This is a genomic window from Arthrobacter glacialis, assembly GCF_002909445.1.
GTDB classification, from domain to species: Bacteria; Actinomycetota; Actinomycetes; order Actinomycetales; family Micrococcaceae; genus Specibacter; species Specibacter glacialis.
In genome coordinates this window covers 75,643-92,015 of sequence record NZ_PPXC01000017.1, presented here as the reverse complement: position 1 = coordinate 92,015, position 16,373 = coordinate 75,643, and the positions used below count along the sequence as shown (strand labels likewise).

Genomic DNA, 16,373 nt, shown 5'->3' with positions numbered 1-16,373 from the left:
GATGTGGGAGAGTAGGACACCGCCGGACAACACGTAAAAAAGGTAGAGGCCCCACACCACGGTGAGGGGCCTCCCTTCATTAAAACAACAACTGACCCGCAGTAGCAGTCGAAAAACACGCCAAAAACACGTTTTTTCGACCACTACTGCGGGTCAGATGTTTAACGTGACTAACGCAGTGCCGCAGACCACGCCGCGTGGCCGTTCATCCTTGCCTCGGCATGTTTGCAAACAACGTACTTGCTTTTGCTCACCACCTCCTACAAGTACGGCGCCTTTAGCCAGATCTATCCCTTGGCCCGCGGGTTGGCGGTGTTTCTGGTGGCGGTAATTGCCGTGACCTTGCTGGCGTTGACGCTGATTGGGGACGGCGGCAGCAAAAGGGTGCCCTCTTTGCCGTGATGACAGGTATTAGCATTGCCGCATTCACCCTGGTGGATGGGCTGGGTGTGCGCCAATCCGGGAACCCGCTGAGTTACATCTCGTGGCTGTTCCTGCTTCATGGCCTGATTCTGCCCTCGGTGTGCTTGCTGATGGCCCCCGGGCGCCGGGTCCACGTCCGGGCGGTTGGCAAGCATTGGAAGATCGGGTCGCTGGGCGGGGTGCTGTCCATGCTGGCCTACGGCATGGTGGTTGTGGCCCAGAGTGTGGCTCCGCTTGCGCTGGTCTCGGCCCTGCGAGAGTCCTCGGTGCTGCTCGCCGGGGTCATTGGAGTCCTGTTCATTGGTGAGAGGTTCTCCAAGACCCGGCTTGGATTGACGACGGCGGCCGTTGCCGGGAATGCCGCGCTGCAGTTGGGCTAGTGGTTCTGGCGCGCCAGCAGCAGCCTAGCGCAGGATAATGTCGGTGGCCGTGGCGGGGGACTGACCGGTGGAGACGAAACCTGAAACGTTCGCCTGTGGGTGCTTGATGATGTCGGTGACCGAGCCCAAATGCTTGGACAGGTCCACCTTGTCCTCCGGGGCAGCCAGCAGAAGCTGGAAGCCAAATTCCTGCAGCGCGTTGATACCCGCGCCAGCGTATTCTGAGTTCGCCTGGATGAAGGCCTCATCGATCATGACAGTGCCATAGGTGCTGTAGCCCTGCACATCTATGCCCAGCTGGTAGGCCAAGGCCGCGCCCATGATGAAGGAAGTGAAGCGCTGCCCCTCACCACCTGAGAGTGTGCCCGGTTCCAAGCCCATCTCAACTTCCCCGTTGGGACGGTGCTCGTTGCAGCTGATGGTCACATGCTGGCGCACATCAAGGACGGTATCTGCCCAGTGGGCCATGCCTGGATCGGCAAGTGCATTGACCAATCGTTCCAGCTGCTGGTAGCTGGCTGCCATCTTTTCTTCGCTCGCCTTGGTGTACGCATTCCCCAAGGCCTCCTTGAGATCGTTGCGGAAAGCCCTGGCCTCATCGGGGATGGTGGTCTTGACTTCCAGCCGCAGCCGGCTGCCCTTCTCGAAAGGCACATCCGCCAAGATTTGATTCAGCGGCAATATACGTTCCTCAATGGTGCGCCGCTCCTCTTCCAAGAGTTGCAAAAGATCGGAGAAACGTTCGTAGGAGCGGTTGTTGAAGTACTCCCGGAACTCATCCTGACGCTGCGGGAGGCCGTCGGAAATAATGCGCTCATACAGCTCTCCATAGTGAATGCTGGCATCGGCCCCGGTACCGTAGCTGGCACTCATGGTGGGGCCGAATTGGCGCGCAAAGGACTTAAAAATCTCGCTGAGGGCGCCTTCTGTGCGGAACTGGCGTTCTTTCAAGGCTGCGGCTCGCTCACCCAGGTCCACAGCAACGCGGGACAGAAGCACCTCCAGCTCATCCAAGGACGCGGGTTCGCCGTCGCTCAAGTACGGCGCAAACGCAGCTGTTGCCCAGTCCGGGGCGGCCTGCTGTAGTTCACTGGCGTTCCGCAGGGCAGCCTGAACGTTGGCAAGGTCCTTGCCAATGGCGGCTAGATCGTGGTGTAGCACGGCCACCTTGCCCACGGCCGCCTCCAATTCTGCATTGGCGGAAGCCAGCGATTCGCGCAACTGGGCCAAGGTGGCACTGCCGGCAATGGTTTGCTCCAAGGTGGCGTGCAGAACTTCCAACGCTGCGGCCAGTGCTGCGGAATCCAGCTGCGCAAAGGTCCGCTGGTCACCGGAAATGCGCTTCAGGGAAGCCAGCCGCTGAGCAGACTGTTCCTTGGCCAGGCTGCTTTGGGTGGCAGCGGAAGCAGAGGCCTCATGGTCGGCGGCGAGGGCCAGAGCCTGCTCTTCCAGCTGGGCAATCTTGGCAACATTGTTGAAACCGAGCAGGTAGTCCCCGGGATTGATGGAGCGGGTGTCGCGCTCGAATACCGCCGAGTTCAGTTTCACTGTGCCGGCTTGTGAAATGGCCCTGGTGTGCTGGTGCAACTCCGCGTCGTTCTCAACGCAGACGAACGCAAAGTCGGAGGTAATTTTCGCCCGGACCCAGTCGCCGGCGTCGGACGCGTGGAAGTCCAGCTTGGTCACCAACTCGTCGGTGCCGGCAACTGCGCCTGTCCGGGTGGGGAGGCTGATGTCTATCCAGCGAAGCTTGCCGTGCCCGTCCAAGGTGTTGATGGCGGCGGTGACAGCTTCAATGTCCCCACCCTTGATGAGCAAGGTGGTGGCCAGGGAACGCAGGACCTTCTCCGCCGCAGGCCGCCACACGCTGTGGCCGCCACCCATGTCCACCAGCTCACCGGCGAAGGGCATGTCCGCGATGTCGATGCCTGTGACTGCGCCAATAGCCCGTCGGGCGGCCGCACTGCGCGGGTCAATATTGCTGCCCCTGCGCTCGTAAGACTCAATCTCGGCCCGCAGCGCCTTCGCTTGGTCCTTGAGGTTTACACTCGCTGCGACGGCTTGGTACTCGCGGTTCCGTGCCGACTCGGTCTCACCTTGTTGGTGTTCGACGCCGGCGCCCGCCAACGCGCGCGCTGCGTCCAGGCCGGCCGCACTCCATTCATGTACGAGCCCGGCAGCGTCCAAGTCCTCGCGAACACTTGCTTCCAAACGCAACCGTTCGGCAAGTTCCCGCTTCCCGGTGCGGATGTCTTTTTCCAGGCCCTCGATGGCCCGGCCGCCGTGGTTGGCATGCTGTTGCGCCAAGGTGGACGCGGATTCAGCCAGGGCGTCCTTGGTCAGTGTGGCTGCCTCGATTTGTTGCTGCTTTTCCTCCTGAGCTTCGCTGAGGGCGACCGCCTTGGCGGTCAGCAGTTCGGCTTGGAATTGCTGACGCAACAAGGGGAGCTGCACGTTTTTTAGCTCAACTGTGCGGGAATGGTTGTGGTTGAATTCCGCCAGCCTTTTGTGCAGTTCCGGCACAGGGGCCAGGGCGTCACGCTGCCCGCGGGCATCCTCGAGCTGGCGGTAAATCCCGCTCAGATGACTAAAATCCTCCACCGCTGCCGCCGCTGCAGCGAGGGTTGCCGGCTTGTCCAGCACCTCGTAGCGGAAGAAGCGGTTGACACCCTTGTCCAGGCCCTTGCCGTTTTGCAGGGTGCGCAGCAGGCTGAACGCCTTGTCATTGTGGATGCCCAATTTACGGCGGAACCGCTCGGCAAATGTCTTGTGCACGTCAAAGGCCTCGGCTCCGGGGAGAGCAGCGTGCAGGGACGAGGGCGAAAAGCGCCGGCTGCCATGACCTTCGAGCGCCTGGGTATCCAATTCGGCGTCGTGGATGACATAGTGCTTGCCCACCTGGCCTTCCAGGCCATTGGCTGGCAGGTCAAACAGTGCCGCAATGGTGACAGCCCGGCCCAGACCGTCCTCAAACACCAGGGCGGCGGCGGACCAGGTGGCGCTGGGGCGTTGGTATTCAATGCCGCTGGCCGTCTTGATCTTGCGGCCGCGCATATAGCTGAAGGTGGTGCGCCGGTCCTTCCGGTTGGACGCCTCATGCGCTGATTCATTCAGGCGGGGAGCTGCATAGAAAATGTGCTGGATGCCGTCAAACAAGGTGGACTTCCCCACGCCGGGATGACCTGTCAACAAGGTCCCGGCTCGGTCCACGTACATGGAATGGCGGCCGTGGAAGGTGCCCCAGTTAATGATCTGAATTTGGCTGAGCCGGAACTGGCCGGGGTTGATGTCTTCACCAATGGGCAGCGTGGTGGCAATGCTCATTAGAGGATCTCCTGCGTTGCTTCGTCGGGGGAATCGAGATCGAAGGAATCGCTGGCGGCGCTTTTGTCCAGAGCCGCCAGATAGGCCGGAATTTGCTCGATCGAATCAAACGGCAGTGCGAGTGCCAAGGCGTTGCTCACCCGATATTCGCCCGCCAACTCGGTGGGCAAAATCAGTTTTAGGCCCATCAGCCTGGCCAAGGCTGCGTCGGTTTGTTCATCGAGGCGTTTGTCATCGACCGCGCCCGGTTGGCGGTGTTCGGCCAAAATTTCCCGGGCCATGCTGCGCGAGACTGTCACATCCGTGCCGCTGCCCGCATGACGGTCCAGCAGCACCCTCAAACGCAGCGCCAAAAGTGTCTCCTCGCGGCGCAGCGGCTTGCGCGCGACGATGGGCTGGGTGTGCGCGGCGTCCATCGGGACAGGTGTCAGCAACGCAATTTTGCGGTCCGCATCAACGCTTAGCAGCAGGAAAATTTCACTCAGGTACTGCTGCAGGGACACGGTGTGGCGCAGGATGGTGGTCCACAGGGCCGGTTCAGCCGTGCCGTCAATGTAGGGCCCGCGGAGCAGTCGGACCAACGCCTGGCGCAGTTCCAGCGGGAAGGCGCCCGTGTCGCCGGGAAACAACATCCGCTCCGTATTGGCCGCGCTGGTCCCGGCGGGCGTGGGATGGGAACTGGTGCTCATGACGCGGAGTCCTTCGTGAAGGTGAACAACGGGATGCGGGCAGTCCGTGCGGTGCCGTCGATCTGGGTGAAAGTCAAAGTTTGTGTGCCCGTGGAATCCATGGTGTTTGTCGAGGCGCGGGCAGCCAGAATCAGTCCCCGGATGGTGTTGATGTGGTGGAGTTCCGGTGGCAGGCTGGCATAAACGTCCGCCAGGGTTGCCCTGCCGTTGCGGGTTACCTTGGTACGTTCGACGGCGGCGTGCAGCGTTGGCATGTCCGGCGCAGGCGTGACGGGGGTGCGGTGGATGTCGGCATCGCTTAGCTCAGGGGGAGCTGCAAGCTTGGGCGGGGGCACATGGTCCGCCGGGTTGAAGATGCCCAGCCCGGCCAGCGTTTCAAATGTGGGGGAGTACAGCAGTGGCTCGACCACAGCCGTGCGCGAACCGAGTGTCGCTTTGGCCACAGCCTGCTCGGCTGCGTGAATGGACCGGCGCAACAACACGGATTCCCTAAATTCGGCCGACTGCACGTAGGCGTGCAAACTCTCGGAAAGGCGCCCATAAATGGCGTGCACGTCCGCCGCCTCGCGACGCATTTCACGCAGCAGCGAGGCCAGGTTTGCCCGTTCCTCGGAACTCAGCTGGTCCGTGAAGTCGCGCTCCAGGACCTCGTTGATCGACTGCCGGAAGCGGGCCTGCTGGATGGGGTCGTTGAGGAATTCGGTGAAGCCTTCAAAGGTCTCTCCTTCGGCAGTGCCGCGCAACGCCTTGTCGCCGGCCAGCACCTGGCCCACGGCTACACCCTTCGTCACGGAGGATTCCATGATTTCCTGGCGGATGGTGTGCAACATGAGGTCCACGCCGTCGCGCATGCGCTTGAAATCAGCTGGCAGGCTGGCGGCCAAATCGAGCACACTGCGGGTGGCGGCCACCGCGGAGTCGGCAGACAGCACCGCGGGGCTCTCGCCGTTGCGCAGCGCCTCAATTTCGTTTTGGCGCTCGGCGATCTCGGCCTCGAGCGCGGCAATCCGGGATTCCGGGTTGGGGTCGCTTTGAAAGGACAGCGTTTCAATGCTTGTCAGCAAGGTGCTCAGCCGGGAGCTGTTGAGGTTGGTCCGCTGACCCGTCAACGTGTCCATGAAGGCCAGGACGCGGGCAGTGCTTGCTGTGGGTTCGTAAAAGAATTTGCCGTCAGCCATGGGGCGGGCCAGAAACTGGCTGCGCACCCAGGAATCGGCGTAGTGGGACGCCTGCCAGGACTCATTGAGGCTGAGGTTTTCTTCGCGCAGTTCCTTCATGAAGTCCGCCAAGTCGGCGTGGAACTCTTCCAATGGAACGCGCTGCTTGGTGGCTGTGAACTCGGCCCGCAGAAACGCTGCAGCCCACGGCGCGCCCTGCAGCAGCTTCCACGCGGGGCTCTGACGCAGTTGATTTTGCGCGTGCCACTGTGCGACGGCGTTATCAGTGGAGCGCATGGCGTGGACTTTCAGGCAGGGGTGGGGTGGGGTAAGTTCCATTTTAAGGCATGGCAGCGCCGAAAAAGACGGCGTTCGCGGTTTCGGCCGCCAGTAGACCACCGGCTTTAACCGCCAACGCCGTCTTTTTTGATGCTGGTCCGGGGCATGTGGTGAGAGTTACGCGCGCGGGCGAGTGTCCGGCGTCGTAATTACGGTAAGCTAGATAAGTCTGTGCTGGCGCCAAGGCCACTCAATCTGTGTGCTTGGGGGCCGCCGGACACCGCAAATGAACCTCCTGTTACGGAAATGCCGTAACCGCCTAGCCCAAAGGAGGTGGGTTCACATATGCGTCCTTACGAACTGATGGTAATCATCGACCCCGATGTTGATGAGCGTACCGTTGAGCCGTCGCTTCAGAAGTTCCTGAATGTCATCACCAACGATGGTGGAACCATCGAAAAGGTTGACATCTGGGGCCGTCGTCGCCTGGCTTACGACATCCAGAAGAAGTCTGAAGGTATCTACGCAGTGGTGAACTTCACCGCTGAGCCTGCTACCGCTCAGGAACTTGACCGCGTTCTTGGCCTCAACGAGACCATCCTGCGCACCAAGATCACCCGTCCGGAAGAGCAGAAAGTAGTAGCCGAGTAATTTCGGTTCACTTTCTTTAGTTCTTTCTCCGTAGGAAAACACAAGCAGGAAGCAGGAGCAGATGGCAGGCGAAACCACTATCACGGTCATTGGTAATCTCACCGGTGACCCCGAACTTCGGTTTACCCCGAGCGGTTCAGCAGTAGCGAACTTCACCATTGCGTCGACTCCGCGGACCTTTGACCGCCAGTCCAACGAGTGGAAAGACGGCGAAACGCTGTTCCTCCGCGCGTCGATCTGGCGTGAAGCGGCCGAAAACGTTGCCGAGTCCCTGACAAAGGGTACCCGCGTGATTGTTTCAGGCCGGCTGAAGTCGCGGACCTACGACACCAAAGAAGGCGAAAAGCGCACCGTCATGGAGCTTGAGGTCGACGAGATCGGCCCCTCGCTGCGTTACGCCAATGCCAAGGTTAACCGCACCCAACGCTCCGGCGGTCAGGGTGGGAACAACTTCGGTGGCGGCAACGGTGGCCAAGGCGGCAACTTCGGCGGCGGCAACGCTGGCGGAGGCCAAGGTGGCTTCGGCGCCAATCCCGGTGGCGGCAACGCTCCCTGGGGTGGCGGCGGCGCGCAGCAGCAGCCCGCACCGGCAGCCGATCCCTGGGCCACGCCCGGTGGCGGCTCCTCCGGCGGCTGGGGCGCTGGCCCGGATAACTCCGAGCCTCCCTTCTAGCACTAAAAATATTTGTGCGGCAACCGCCGTACGCACTCCATCCCGCGGATTAATATCCACGGGCTCCACGAATACTAAGGAGCTCCACGATGGCTAAGGCTGAACTCCGTAAGCCCAAACCAAAGTCCAACCCCTTGAAGGCCGCTGACATCACTGTCATCGACTACAAGGACGTAGCATTGCTGCGCAAATTCATCTCTGACCGTGGAAAGATCCGTGCACGTCGTGTCACGGGTGTTACCGTTCAGGAGCAGCGCAAAATCGCCCAGGCAATCAAGAACGCCCGCGAAGTTGCATTGCTGCCCTACTCCGGCGCTGGCCGCGGTTAAGGGAGATAAATAAACATGGCAAAGCTCATTTTGACCCACGAAGTAAGCGGCCTCGGTGCCGCTGGCGACATCGTTGAGGTAAAGAACGGTTACGCACGTAACTTCCTTCTTCCCCGCGGCTTCGCCCTCACCTGGTCCAAGGGTGGCGAGAAGCAGGTGGAAATCATCAAGGCTGCTCGCTTGGCCCACGTGCACGCTTCCATCGAAGCTGCTCAGGAGCAGGCCTCGGCTCTGCAGGCCAACGTTGTTGTTTTGAAGGTAAAGGCAGGCGCCTCAGGCCGCTTGTTCGGTACCGTCAAGGCTGACGACGTTGCAAAGGCTGTTGCCGCTGCAGGTCTGGGAGCCATTGACAAGCGCAAGGTTGAACTGCCTGCTCACATCAAGAGCACCGGCAAGCACACTGCAACTCTTCGTCTCCACGACGACGTTTCAGCTGTCATCACCTTGAACGTTGTAGCAGGCTAATAGCCCGTTTATAGCTTCAAACAAGAAGCCCGGCCCCCGTTTTCGGGAGCCGGGCTTCTTGCTTTAACTAATCCCTTTGGGACTGCAGCGACTGCATGTCCGTTGTGGTGATGTACCGGTAGCTCAGATCAATGAGTTCACGGAGCACGCCCAGGTCAATATCGGCGAGCTTGTTGATATAGACGCACGCCACGCTGGATTTGAACTTGCCCAGCTTTTCCAGCAAAGGTCCGGCCTCTGGCGGGTCTTGGAGCCCGTAGATCACCAGGTTCGCCTTCCGGGGTGAGAACCCTGCGGCGGCCGCGTCGCCCTCACGCCCCGAGGCGTACTTGTAGTGGTATTCGCCAAATCCAATGATGCTTGGCCCCCACATGCGTGGCGGCTGTCCGGTGATCTCTGCCATCAGTTCCAGCAAAACAACGGCATCCTGGCGCCGCGCTTCCGTGGTGTCCACGGTGGCGATGAACCCCATCGGATCCACTGCTGTGGGATGAGTCTTGTTGGTCCTGTTGTCAGTCTTTGGTGACAGTGGCTCAGCACCCATAATCGCGCTCCTTTTGTTCCTCGTAGTTTAGCGTTGGCCGCTTTTCTCCGCACCGTGCCATGGTGAACTGCCCCGCTCATGTCCCTATTGCTTCATCTATGGACGGCGATACATCAGATGTATTACTGTGGGGCCTGTCACTTTGTTATCCATATCATGCTGCGCGTCCGGGGTTCGTGAGTCCGTGGGGCAGCCTGCTTCTTTGTTGAGGGATTATGGTTCTGCCAAACATGCGAAAAACTTTTACCAAGCCAATAGCCGCCGTGTGCGCCTTGGCCGTGGTAGTTGGCCTGGGATTCACCACCATAGCTGGTGCCAACGCAGCTGAAACTCCCGTTGCCCCCATAACCTCTGCCGGCATCGTTGCAGGATCCCAGATTCCCGAGACCGACCAGATGCTTTGGTACACCTCCCCGGCCACCAACTGGGAAACCCAGTCGCTGCCCATCGGTGGCGGACACCAAGGCGCCAACGTCTTCGGTGGCCTGGCCAGTGAGCGGTTGAGCCTGAACGTGGACTCCCTGTGGTCCGGCGGTCCCGGGTCCAAGGAAGGCTGGACGGGCGGCAACTGGCCCTCGGACGGTTCCAAGAATGGAAAGCTCAAGGAGGTGCGGGACGAGATTACAGCCAACGGCTCCATGTCTCCCGGCGCCGTGGCCAGCAAGCTCGGCATCCCCTCCTACAGCCTGCCGGGCGGGGTCATCCCGGGCTTTGGTTCCTACCTGAACTTTGGCCAGTTCTACTTCGACGTCCCTGATGCTGCCGGGACCACCAACTACCGCCGCGACCTGAACCTGGGCAACGCCGTGGCCGGTGTCAGCTACACGAAGAGCAATGGCACCAAGGTGCAGCGCTCCTTCTTCTCCTCCTACCCGGACAACGTTTTGGTGTCCCGCTTCGCCGCCGACCGAGCCGGGGAAATCAACTTCACCACACGCTTCACCTCGCCCAACGGTGCCGTGCAGACGGCTGCCGGCAACCGCATCACTGTCAAGGGTGTTGTTGCCGACAACGGCTTGAAGTACGAGATGGCGGCCCACGTAGTGACCGATGGTGGCACCGTCACGGTCGAGGGCAACAACCTCAAGGTCACAGGCGCCACGAGCTCCACCATGTACATGAGCATGGGAACCGACTACAAGGACAACTACCCCAGCTACCGGGGGGTTGACCCGCACGCGGCCGTAACGGTCGCCGTCGACGGTGCCGTTGCCAAGGGCCATGACGCTGTGAAGGCGGCGCACATTGCCGACTACAAGGGCCTCTATGACAACATGAGCCTGAACATTGGCGGCCACCTGCCTGCCGACATTCCCACCAATACCCTGCGCTCACAGTACAAGGGCAATGGCTCCGAAGGGGACAAGGCCCTGGAGGCTCTGTTCTTCAACTACGGCCGCTACATGATGATTGCAAGCTCCCGCCCGGGCTCACTGCCGGCGAACTTGCAGGGCCTGTGGAATGACAGGAACACCCCGCCGTGGCAGGCTGACTACCACACCAACATCAACCTGCAGATGAACTACTGGCTCTCCGAGGTGACAAACCTTTCGGAAACGGCCGAGCCGCTCAACGACTTCATGGAAGCGCTCGTTGAGCCCGGCAAGGTAACCTCCAAGTCCATCTTTGGCGCGGATTCCCCCGGCTGGATTGTCAACCAGAACACCAACATTTTTGGCTTCACGGGTGTTCACGACTGGGCCGAGTCCTTCTGGATGCCTGAAGCGGCAGCCTGGATGATGCAGCCTGTTTACGAGCACTACGCCTTCACCGGCGATGTTGCCTACCTGCAGACCAAGGCCTACCCCATGATGAAGGGTGCTGCCGAGTTCTGGATTCACAACCTGCAGCCGGACCCGCGTGACAACAACCGCCTGGTGGTTACTCCTAGCTACTCGCCGGAGCAGGGCCCGTTCACTGCCGGTGCCGCCATGTCCCAGCAGATTGTTGTGAACCTGCTCAAGGACACGCTGGAAGCTGCCAAGGTTTTGAACACTGATGCAGCCTTCCAGGCGTCACTGACAAGCGCCTTGAACAAGTTGGATCCGGGCCTGGCTGTTGGCTCCTGGGGCCAGATCAAGGAGTGGAAGATCGAGAACACCTCGATCGACACGCCCACCAACCAGCACCGCCACGCCTCCAACCTCTTTGCCCTCTACCCGGGCGACGCCATTGACGTCCGCAACGATCCGGTGCTTGCAGCTGCTGCCCGCAAGTCACTCGATGCCCGCGGCGACGGTGCCACCGGATGGTCCAAGGCCTGGAAGATCAACTTCCTGGCCCGCCTGCTGGACGGCGACGGCTCACAGAAGATGCTCTCAGCCCTGCTGAAGAACAACGTCTACGACAACCTCTGGGATGCGCACCCGCCGTTCCAGATTGACGGCAACTTTGGCGCCACCTCCGGTGTTGCGGAAATGCTGCTGCAGTCCCAGTCCAACGCCATTGACCTGCTGCCCGCACTGCCGGCCAACTGGGCCACGGGAGCGGTCTCTGGCCTCAAGGCTCGCGGCAACGTTGAAGTTGGCATGTCCTGGGCCAATGGGGCACCTACGGGTGCCGTCCTGCAGCCGGGCAAGTCAGGCCCGCTCGCTGTCCGTTCGGCCATGTTTGACGGCAAGTTCACTGTCAAGAATGAAACCACTGGCGCCACCATTGCGGCCGTCAAGGGTGCCGATGGCATTGTGACGTTCGACGGCGTTGCGGGCGTCAAGTACGTGATCTCCTCCACCGCCAATGTCACCATTGACGCCCCGGCCACTATTGCCGGCGGCACGGCGTTCGACCTCACCGTCAACCTCAACGCACCGGGCGCAGCCTTGGCGGCCGGTTCGCTGGCCATCTCCGCCCCGGCAGGATGGAGCGTGGAACCGGCGACGGCGTCCACCCCAGCAGTTGCGCAGGGCACCAGCGCCCAGGCGAAGTTCAAGATCAAGCCCTCGCTTGCTCCTCTGGGCGCGGCCAAAGTGGCGGCCACGCTGACAAGCGGCGGCAGCACCCTGACCACCGATCATGCCATTGTTGTTACTGACCCCACAGTTGTGCCCTGCACCGCCATGACTGTGACAACCGTCAGCAGTGAGGAAACCGCTGGCGAGAACGGTCGCGGCATCAACATGACCGACTGTGACACCACCACCATGTGGCACACGGCATGGAGTATAAATTCCACGCCGCCGCCGCACTGGGCTGTCATTGATTTGGGCTCCACCGTGAAGCTCACGGCTGCCGGTTGCACCCCGCGCCCGGCTTTGAACGGCCGCATCACCAAGGCCAGCATGGCAACCAGCCTTGACGGTGTCACCTGGAGTGCACCCACAGTGGCCACCTGGGCCAACAACACCGACGCCAAGTGGATTCAGCTCAATGGGGTTGAGGCCCGCTACGTGAAGTTCACGGGCATTGAAACCCTCGGCGACGGCACCAATGCCAACAAATGGGTCACCTGTGGCGAGTTCAACGCCAAGAAGTCTGTTGACGGAGGCACCACGCCCACCCCAACGGCTTCGCCTTCGCCGTCACCGTCCGCGACAGCCACACCCACAGCGACGGCCACTGCCGGCGGAACCATTGCCCCCGTGCTGTGCTCGGACATGACTGTCATCGGATTCAGCAGCCAGGAAACAGCCTCCGAACAGCGCCCCGCGAGCAACGTGGTTGACTGCAACCAGGAGCCGGGCTGGAGCACGGCGTGGAGTGCCAACTCAACACCGCCCCCGCACTGGGTCATCATCGACCTGGGCAAGACGCGCAACCTGGTTTCCGCCGGGTGTCAGGGACGGGCTTCTGCCAATGGCCGTATCAAGGATGTCACCCTTGAGACCAGCCTTGATGGAATTACATGGGCCGCTCCCGTAGCTGCCACCTGGGCCAACACCACAGCCGTTCAGAATGTCGCCTTGAATGGTTCACCGGCACGGTTTGTCCGCATGACGGGCGTAACGTCCTTCGAACAAAAGTGGGTTGCTTGTGGCGAGTTCGTGGCCAGTGAGCGTATTGCCGACCCCACGGCAACGGCAACGCCGAGCGCATCGGCGACACCCTCAGCGACACCGAGCTCGACGCAGTCGGTGACTCCGTCAGTGTCACCGAGCGCCACACCGTCGGCAACGCCCAGTGCGTCACCGTCAGCGGCACCAAGCGGAACACCGTCTGCGACGCCGAGCTCAACGCCGAGTGTGTCTCCGTCAGCAACACCCAGCGCAACGGCGACTGTCACGGGAACTGCCGTGCCGACGTCGTCGACCACAGCGGGTGCAACAGTGACGGCCGCCCAAGGTGACTCACTGCTTGTCACGGGAAGCGGTTTCACGCCGAACGAGCTGGTCACTGCAGTCATCCGATCCACACCCGTGGAGATGGGCACCTTCACGGCTGATGCCAAGGGCAATGTCAAGGTCAGCTGGAGGGTCCCTGTTGGCTTCGCCCTGGGCGAGCACACAGTGACCTTGACGGGGCAGAGTTCCAGTCACGCGGTGGTGGTGCCCGTGCTTATCACCGCCATGGAAACCGCAGTGACCGTACCCGGACACGACGAACTGTCCAACACTGGCGCAAGCGGTCTGGCCCTGGTGATGGCGTTCGGGTTGCTGATTGTTGCTGCCGGTGTGGCCCTCGTTGTGAGGTCCAGAAGGAAGCACATGCCCAAGCGCGCATAAAGGAAGTGTGCGAGCGGGCCCAGTGCGGCGGGGGATATCCACAGACTGACATATGTCTGTGGATATCCCCCGCGCCATTTGTGATTAACGTTTGTACCAAGCGTCGGTGGGGCCATGAAAATTGTGCCAAAAAACTATTCATCCACAGGCGGTGGGGAGTGTTTATGCAGGTCAGGAGCCTCTTTTTGGGTCTTCACCAGACTTGTCCACATGCTTGTCCCCATCCTGTGCACAAGCAGAGGCACTTAATGCACCGGTTATCCACAGGGGCAGTGGACAACGGGGTTGGTAGTTGGAGTTCTTGCGTCTAACGTTGCCAATGACCCCTCTGCAACGACAACTTTGTCGGTATCAGCTGGTAAGGAGGAGTAGTAGCAAAGAATGCATCGCCAATGCGCGGTGGAAAGGCCCGGCCAGCAGGGCAGAAAGTGGGCACCAACTTATGTCAGCTTCAAGTCGAGAAGCAGAGACTTCCTCGCGCGAACCGGATTTCGCCAGGACACCGCCGCAGGATCTCGTGGCCGAACAAAGTGTTTTGGGCGGCATGATGCTCTCCAAGGACGCCATTGCCGACGTCGTTGAAGTATTGCGGGGCAACGACTTTTACCGCCCGGCCCACGAGAGCATCTATGAGGCCATCTTGGATCTCTACGGCCGCGGCGAACCCGCCGACGCCGTCACTGTCTCCGATGAGCTGACCAAGCGCACTGAAATCACCAAGGTCGGTGGCGCCGCCTACCTGCATCAGCTCATCCAGTCTGTGCCCACGGCCGCCAACGCAGGCTTTTACGCCGAAATCGTAGCTGAGAGGGCCGTGCTGCGCCGCTTGGTCACAGCTGGCACCAAGATCGTCCAGATGGGCTATGCCCAGGACGGCGAAGTGGAGGACGTGGTCAACGCCGCCCAGGCGGAGATCTTTGCCGTGGCCGAACGCCGCAGCACTGAGGACTACGTGCTGCTCAAGGACGTCATGGAATCCACTGTGGATGAAATTGAGGCGTCCGGGCACAAGGGCGAAGGCATGACGGGTGTGCCCACAGGTTTTTACGAATTTGATGAGCTGACCAACGGGCTCCACCCCGGTCAGATGATCGTTATTGCAGCCAGGCCGGCCGTCGGTAAGTCCACGTTCGCCCTTGACTGGGCGCGTTCGGCGGCCATTGACCACAATATGGCCACCGTGGTGTTCTCCCTGGAAATGGGCCGCAATGAAATTGCCATGCGCCTGCTCTCCGCAGAGGCCACCATCAGCCTGCAGGACTTGCGCAAGGGAACCGTCAAAGACGATCAATGGTCCAAGATTGCCACCACCATGGGCAAGATGAATGAGGCACCGCTTTTCATTGACGATTCACCCAATATGTCCCTCATGGAGATCCGCGCCAAGTGTCGCCGGCTGAAACAACAGCATGACCTGAAATTGGTCATCTTGGACTACCTGCAGCTCATGTCCTCGGGCAAGCGCGTGGAATCGCGCCAGCAGGAAGTCTCCGAGTTCTCCCGTGCCTTGAAGCTCCTGGCCAAGGAACTGCAGGTTCCCGTCGTCGCGCTGTCACAGCTGAACCGTGGTTCCGAGCAGCGAACGGACAAGAAGCCCATGGTTTCGGATCTTCGTGAATCAGGCTCGATTGAGCAGGATGCCGACATGGTCATACTGCTGCACCGTGAGGATATTTACGACAAGGAATCTGCCCGCGCCGGTGAAGCCGATGTGATCGTAGCCAAGCACCGTAACGGCCCCACCAAGACCATTGTGGTGGGCTTCCAGGGTCACTACTCCCGCTTCGCCAACATGGCCAGCGACAATGGCGGCGGCTACTAGCCAATAAGGTCCTTGTGCAATTGTTGTGGAGGCCCGGCCGGGTCCGGCTCCACAACAATTGCCGCAGCCCGGAACGTAGCCTCGATCCTTTGCCCGGCATGGCAGCCCCCAATTATTAGCAGGCATCCGCCAGCGCCCGGCCAGCCGAGCGACTCACCGGCCACCACCACTCCCAGCAGAACCGCCCAGAGCGGTTCGGTGCCCATCAATAGACTCGCGCGGGAGGCTGAGGTGCGCCGCACAGCCCAGAGCTGGACAAGGAACGCAAAAACGCTGCACGCCAGCCCCAAGTACAAGACGCTCAGCCATGCTGCGGGGGAGAAGCTCATGGCTGAAGTGACCATTCCTGCCGGATCCAGCGCAATGCCGAGCAGAGCGCACACCACTGACTGGATGAGGGTCACAGTGATGGAACTGTAGAGCTTGTCGCGTGTCAGGGTCCCCAGCAGGCTCACATGGATTGCGCGGGCCAAGGCGGCGGCCAGCATGAGCAGATCGCCCGGTTGGGGGCTGCGAAAGCCGGCGCCTGTTGTCAACAGGGCAACCCCCACTGTGGAGACCACGGCAGCCACAAAGTACTGCGGTGGCAGCCACCGCCGCGCTGCCGCGGCATCCAGCAACGGCGTGAAAATCACTGTCAGTGAGATGATCAGCCCGGCAGTGCTGGCCTGCGTCTGGGCCACGCCAAATGTTTCCAGAAAAAGCACGCCCGCCTGGGTCAGCCCCAGCAGCACACCCGTCCACGCCTCAGCGCGGCCAGGAATACGCCGCACACGCCACATCCACAGGATTCCCAGGGCCGCCGCGGCCACCACAAAACGCCAGCCCAACAGCGAAGGGACACTTGCTGCGCTGCTGAGATCCTTTGTCACCAAATAGCTGCTGCCCCACACGACGGCAACGGCCAGCAATGACAGGTCTACGCGCAGGCGGATCCAGATTCTTTTCACACATTCAATGATCGAAGCCGGGAAACATA

Annotated in this window: 13 protein-coding genes; 8 read left to right on the top strand and 5 right to left on the bottom strand. The window is 61.0% G+C overall.

What is annotated here, in order from left to right; translation table 11 throughout:
• The first annotated feature begins 240 nt into the window (after positions 1-240).
• On the top strand, positions 241-402 hold the full coding sequence (locus CVS27_RS21370; protein ID WP_243400261.1) for a hypothetical protein: 162 nt from the start codon (positions 241-243) through the stop codon (positions 400-402).
• Complete coding sequence (locus CVS27_RS17605) at positions 402-803, top strand: EamA family transporter (RefSeq protein WP_243400260.1); 402 nt, start codon at positions 402-404, stop codon at positions 801-803. Before CVS27_RS21370 ends, CVS27_RS17605 begins: the two co-directional genes overlap by 1 nt.
• 24 nt (positions 804-827) lie before the next feature.
• Here CVS27_RS17605 and CVS27_RS17600 read toward each other — a convergent pair whose 3' ends face one another.
• From CVS27_RS17600 to CVS27_RS17590, 3 genes are read right to left on the bottom strand one after another with little or no spacing between them, the layout of a single operon-like run.
• A complete protein-coding gene (locus CVS27_RS17600; RefSeq protein ID WP_103467157.1) occupies positions 828-4,127 on the bottom strand; it encodes an ATP-binding protein in 3,300 nt (1,099 codons plus the stop codon).
• Positions 4,127-4,816 carry a DUF4194 domain-containing protein gene (locus CVS27_RS17595; protein ID WP_103467156.1) on the bottom strand — a complete coding sequence of 230 codons (690 nt, stop codon included), beginning with the start codon at positions 4,814-4,816 and terminating at the stop codon, positions 4,127-4,129. Before CVS27_RS17595 ends, CVS27_RS17600 begins: the two co-directional genes overlap by 1 nt.
• Positions 4,813-6,270, bottom strand: coding sequence for a DUF3375 domain-containing protein (locus tag CVS27_RS17590; protein ID WP_103467155.1), 1,458 nt, complete (start codon positions 6,268-6,270; stop codon positions 4,813-4,815). Before CVS27_RS17590 ends, CVS27_RS17595 begins: the two co-directional genes overlap by 4 nt.
• Positions 6,271-6,597: 327 nt before the next feature.
• On the opposite strand from CVS27_RS17590, the gene rpsF reads away from it, so the two are divergent.
• From rpsF to rplI, 4 genes are all read left to right on the top strand, one after another.
• Positions 6,598-6,903 carry a 30S ribosomal protein S6 gene (gene rpsF, locus CVS27_RS17585; protein WP_103467154.1) on the top strand — a complete coding sequence of 102 codons (306 nt, stop codon included), beginning with the start codon at positions 6,598-6,600 and terminating at the stop codon, positions 6,901-6,903.
• A gap of 61 nt (positions 6,904-6,964) precedes the next feature.
• Positions 6,965-7,576, top strand: a complete 612-nt coding sequence (locus CVS27_RS17580) for a single-stranded DNA-binding protein (protein ID WP_103467153.1) — start codon at positions 6,965-6,967, stop codon at positions 7,574-7,576.
• Between the two features lie 89 nt (positions 7,577-7,665).
• Positions 7,666-7,905, top strand: coding sequence for a 30S ribosomal protein S18 (gene rpsR / locus CVS27_RS17575; RefSeq protein WP_003800144.1), 240 nt, complete (start codon positions 7,666-7,668; stop codon positions 7,903-7,905).
• A 15-nt stretch (positions 7,906-7,920) separates the two neighbouring features.
• Entirely contained in the window at positions 7,921-8,370 is a 450-nt protein-coding gene (gene rplI / locus CVS27_RS17570) for a 50S ribosomal protein L9 (protein ID WP_103467152.1), read from the top strand.
• 67 nt (positions 8,371-8,437) lie between these two features.
• Here rplI and CVS27_RS17565 read toward each other — a convergent pair whose 3' ends face one another.
• On the bottom strand, positions 8,438-8,914 hold the full coding sequence (locus CVS27_RS17565; RefSeq protein ID WP_103467151.1) for a DUF1801 domain-containing protein: 477 nt from the start codon (positions 8,912-8,914) through the stop codon (positions 8,438-8,440).
• A gap of 230 nt (positions 8,915-9,144) precedes the next feature.
• On the opposite strand from CVS27_RS17565, the gene CVS27_RS17560 reads away from it, so the two are divergent.
• Positions 9,145-13,572 carry a glycosyl hydrolase family 95 catalytic domain-containing protein gene (locus CVS27_RS17560; RefSeq protein ID WP_133162979.1) on the top strand — a complete coding sequence of 1,476 codons (4,428 nt, stop codon included), beginning with the start codon at positions 9,145-9,147 and terminating at the stop codon, positions 13,570-13,572.
• Between the two features lie 442 nt (positions 13,573-14,014).
• Positions 14,015-15,394, top strand: a complete 1,380-nt coding sequence (gene dnaB, locus CVS27_RS17555; protein ID WP_103467149.1) for a replicative DNA helicase — start codon at positions 14,015-14,017, stop codon at positions 15,392-15,394.
• Here the strand turns inward: dnaB and CVS27_RS17550 are convergent.
• Positions 15,391-16,344, bottom strand: a complete 954-nt coding sequence (locus CVS27_RS17550; RefSeq protein WP_207767562.1) for a DMT family transporter — start codon at positions 16,342-16,344, stop codon at positions 15,391-15,393. The two genes, dnaB and CVS27_RS17550, sit on opposite strands and share 4 nt — an antisense overlap.
• Positions 16,345-16,373 lie beyond the last annotated feature (29 nt).

What these genes read in the sequence shown, in the direction of transcription:
- CVS27_RS17605 (WP_243400260.1), top strand. Translation starts at nt 402, where the DNA reads ATGACAGGTATTAGCATTGCCGCATTCACCCTGGTGGATGGGCTGGGT.
- CVS27_RS17600 (WP_103467157.1), bottom strand. Translation starts at nt 4,127, where the DNA reads ATGAGCATTGCCACCACGCTGCCCATTGGTGAAGACATCAACCCCGGC.
- CVS27_RS17595 (WP_103467156.1), bottom strand. Translation starts at nt 4,816, where the DNA reads ATGAGCACCAGTTCCCATCCCACGCCCGCCGGGACCAGCGCGGCCAAT.
- CVS27_RS17590 (WP_103467155.1), bottom strand. Translation starts at nt 6,270, where the DNA reads ATGCGCTCCACTGATAACGCCGTCGCACAGTGGCACGCGCAAAATCAA.
- rpsF (WP_103467154.1), top strand. Translation starts at nt 6,598, where the DNA reads ATGCGTCCTTACGAACTGATGGTAATCATCGACCCCGATGTTGATGAG.
- CVS27_RS17580 (WP_103467153.1), top strand. Translation starts at nt 6,965, where the DNA reads ATGGCAGGCGAAACCACTATCACGGTCATTGGTAATCTCACCGGTGAC.
- rpsR (WP_003800144.1), top strand. Translation starts at nt 7,666, where the DNA reads ATGGCTAAGGCTGAACTCCGTAAGCCCAAACCAAAGTCCAACCCCTTG.
- rplI (WP_103467152.1), top strand. Translation starts at nt 7,921, where the DNA reads ATGGCAAAGCTCATTTTGACCCACGAAGTAAGCGGCCTCGGTGCCGCT.
- CVS27_RS17565 (WP_103467151.1), bottom strand. Translation starts at nt 8,914, where the DNA reads ATGGGTGCTGAGCCACTGTCACCAAAGACTGACAACAGGACCAACAAG.
- CVS27_RS17560 (WP_133162979.1), top strand. Translation starts at nt 9,145, where the DNA reads ATGCGAAAAACTTTTACCAAGCCAATAGCCGCCGTGTGCGCCTTGGCC.
- dnaB (WP_103467149.1), top strand. Translation starts at nt 14,015, where the DNA reads ATGTCAGCTTCAAGTCGAGAAGCAGAGACTTCCTCGCGCGAACCGGAT.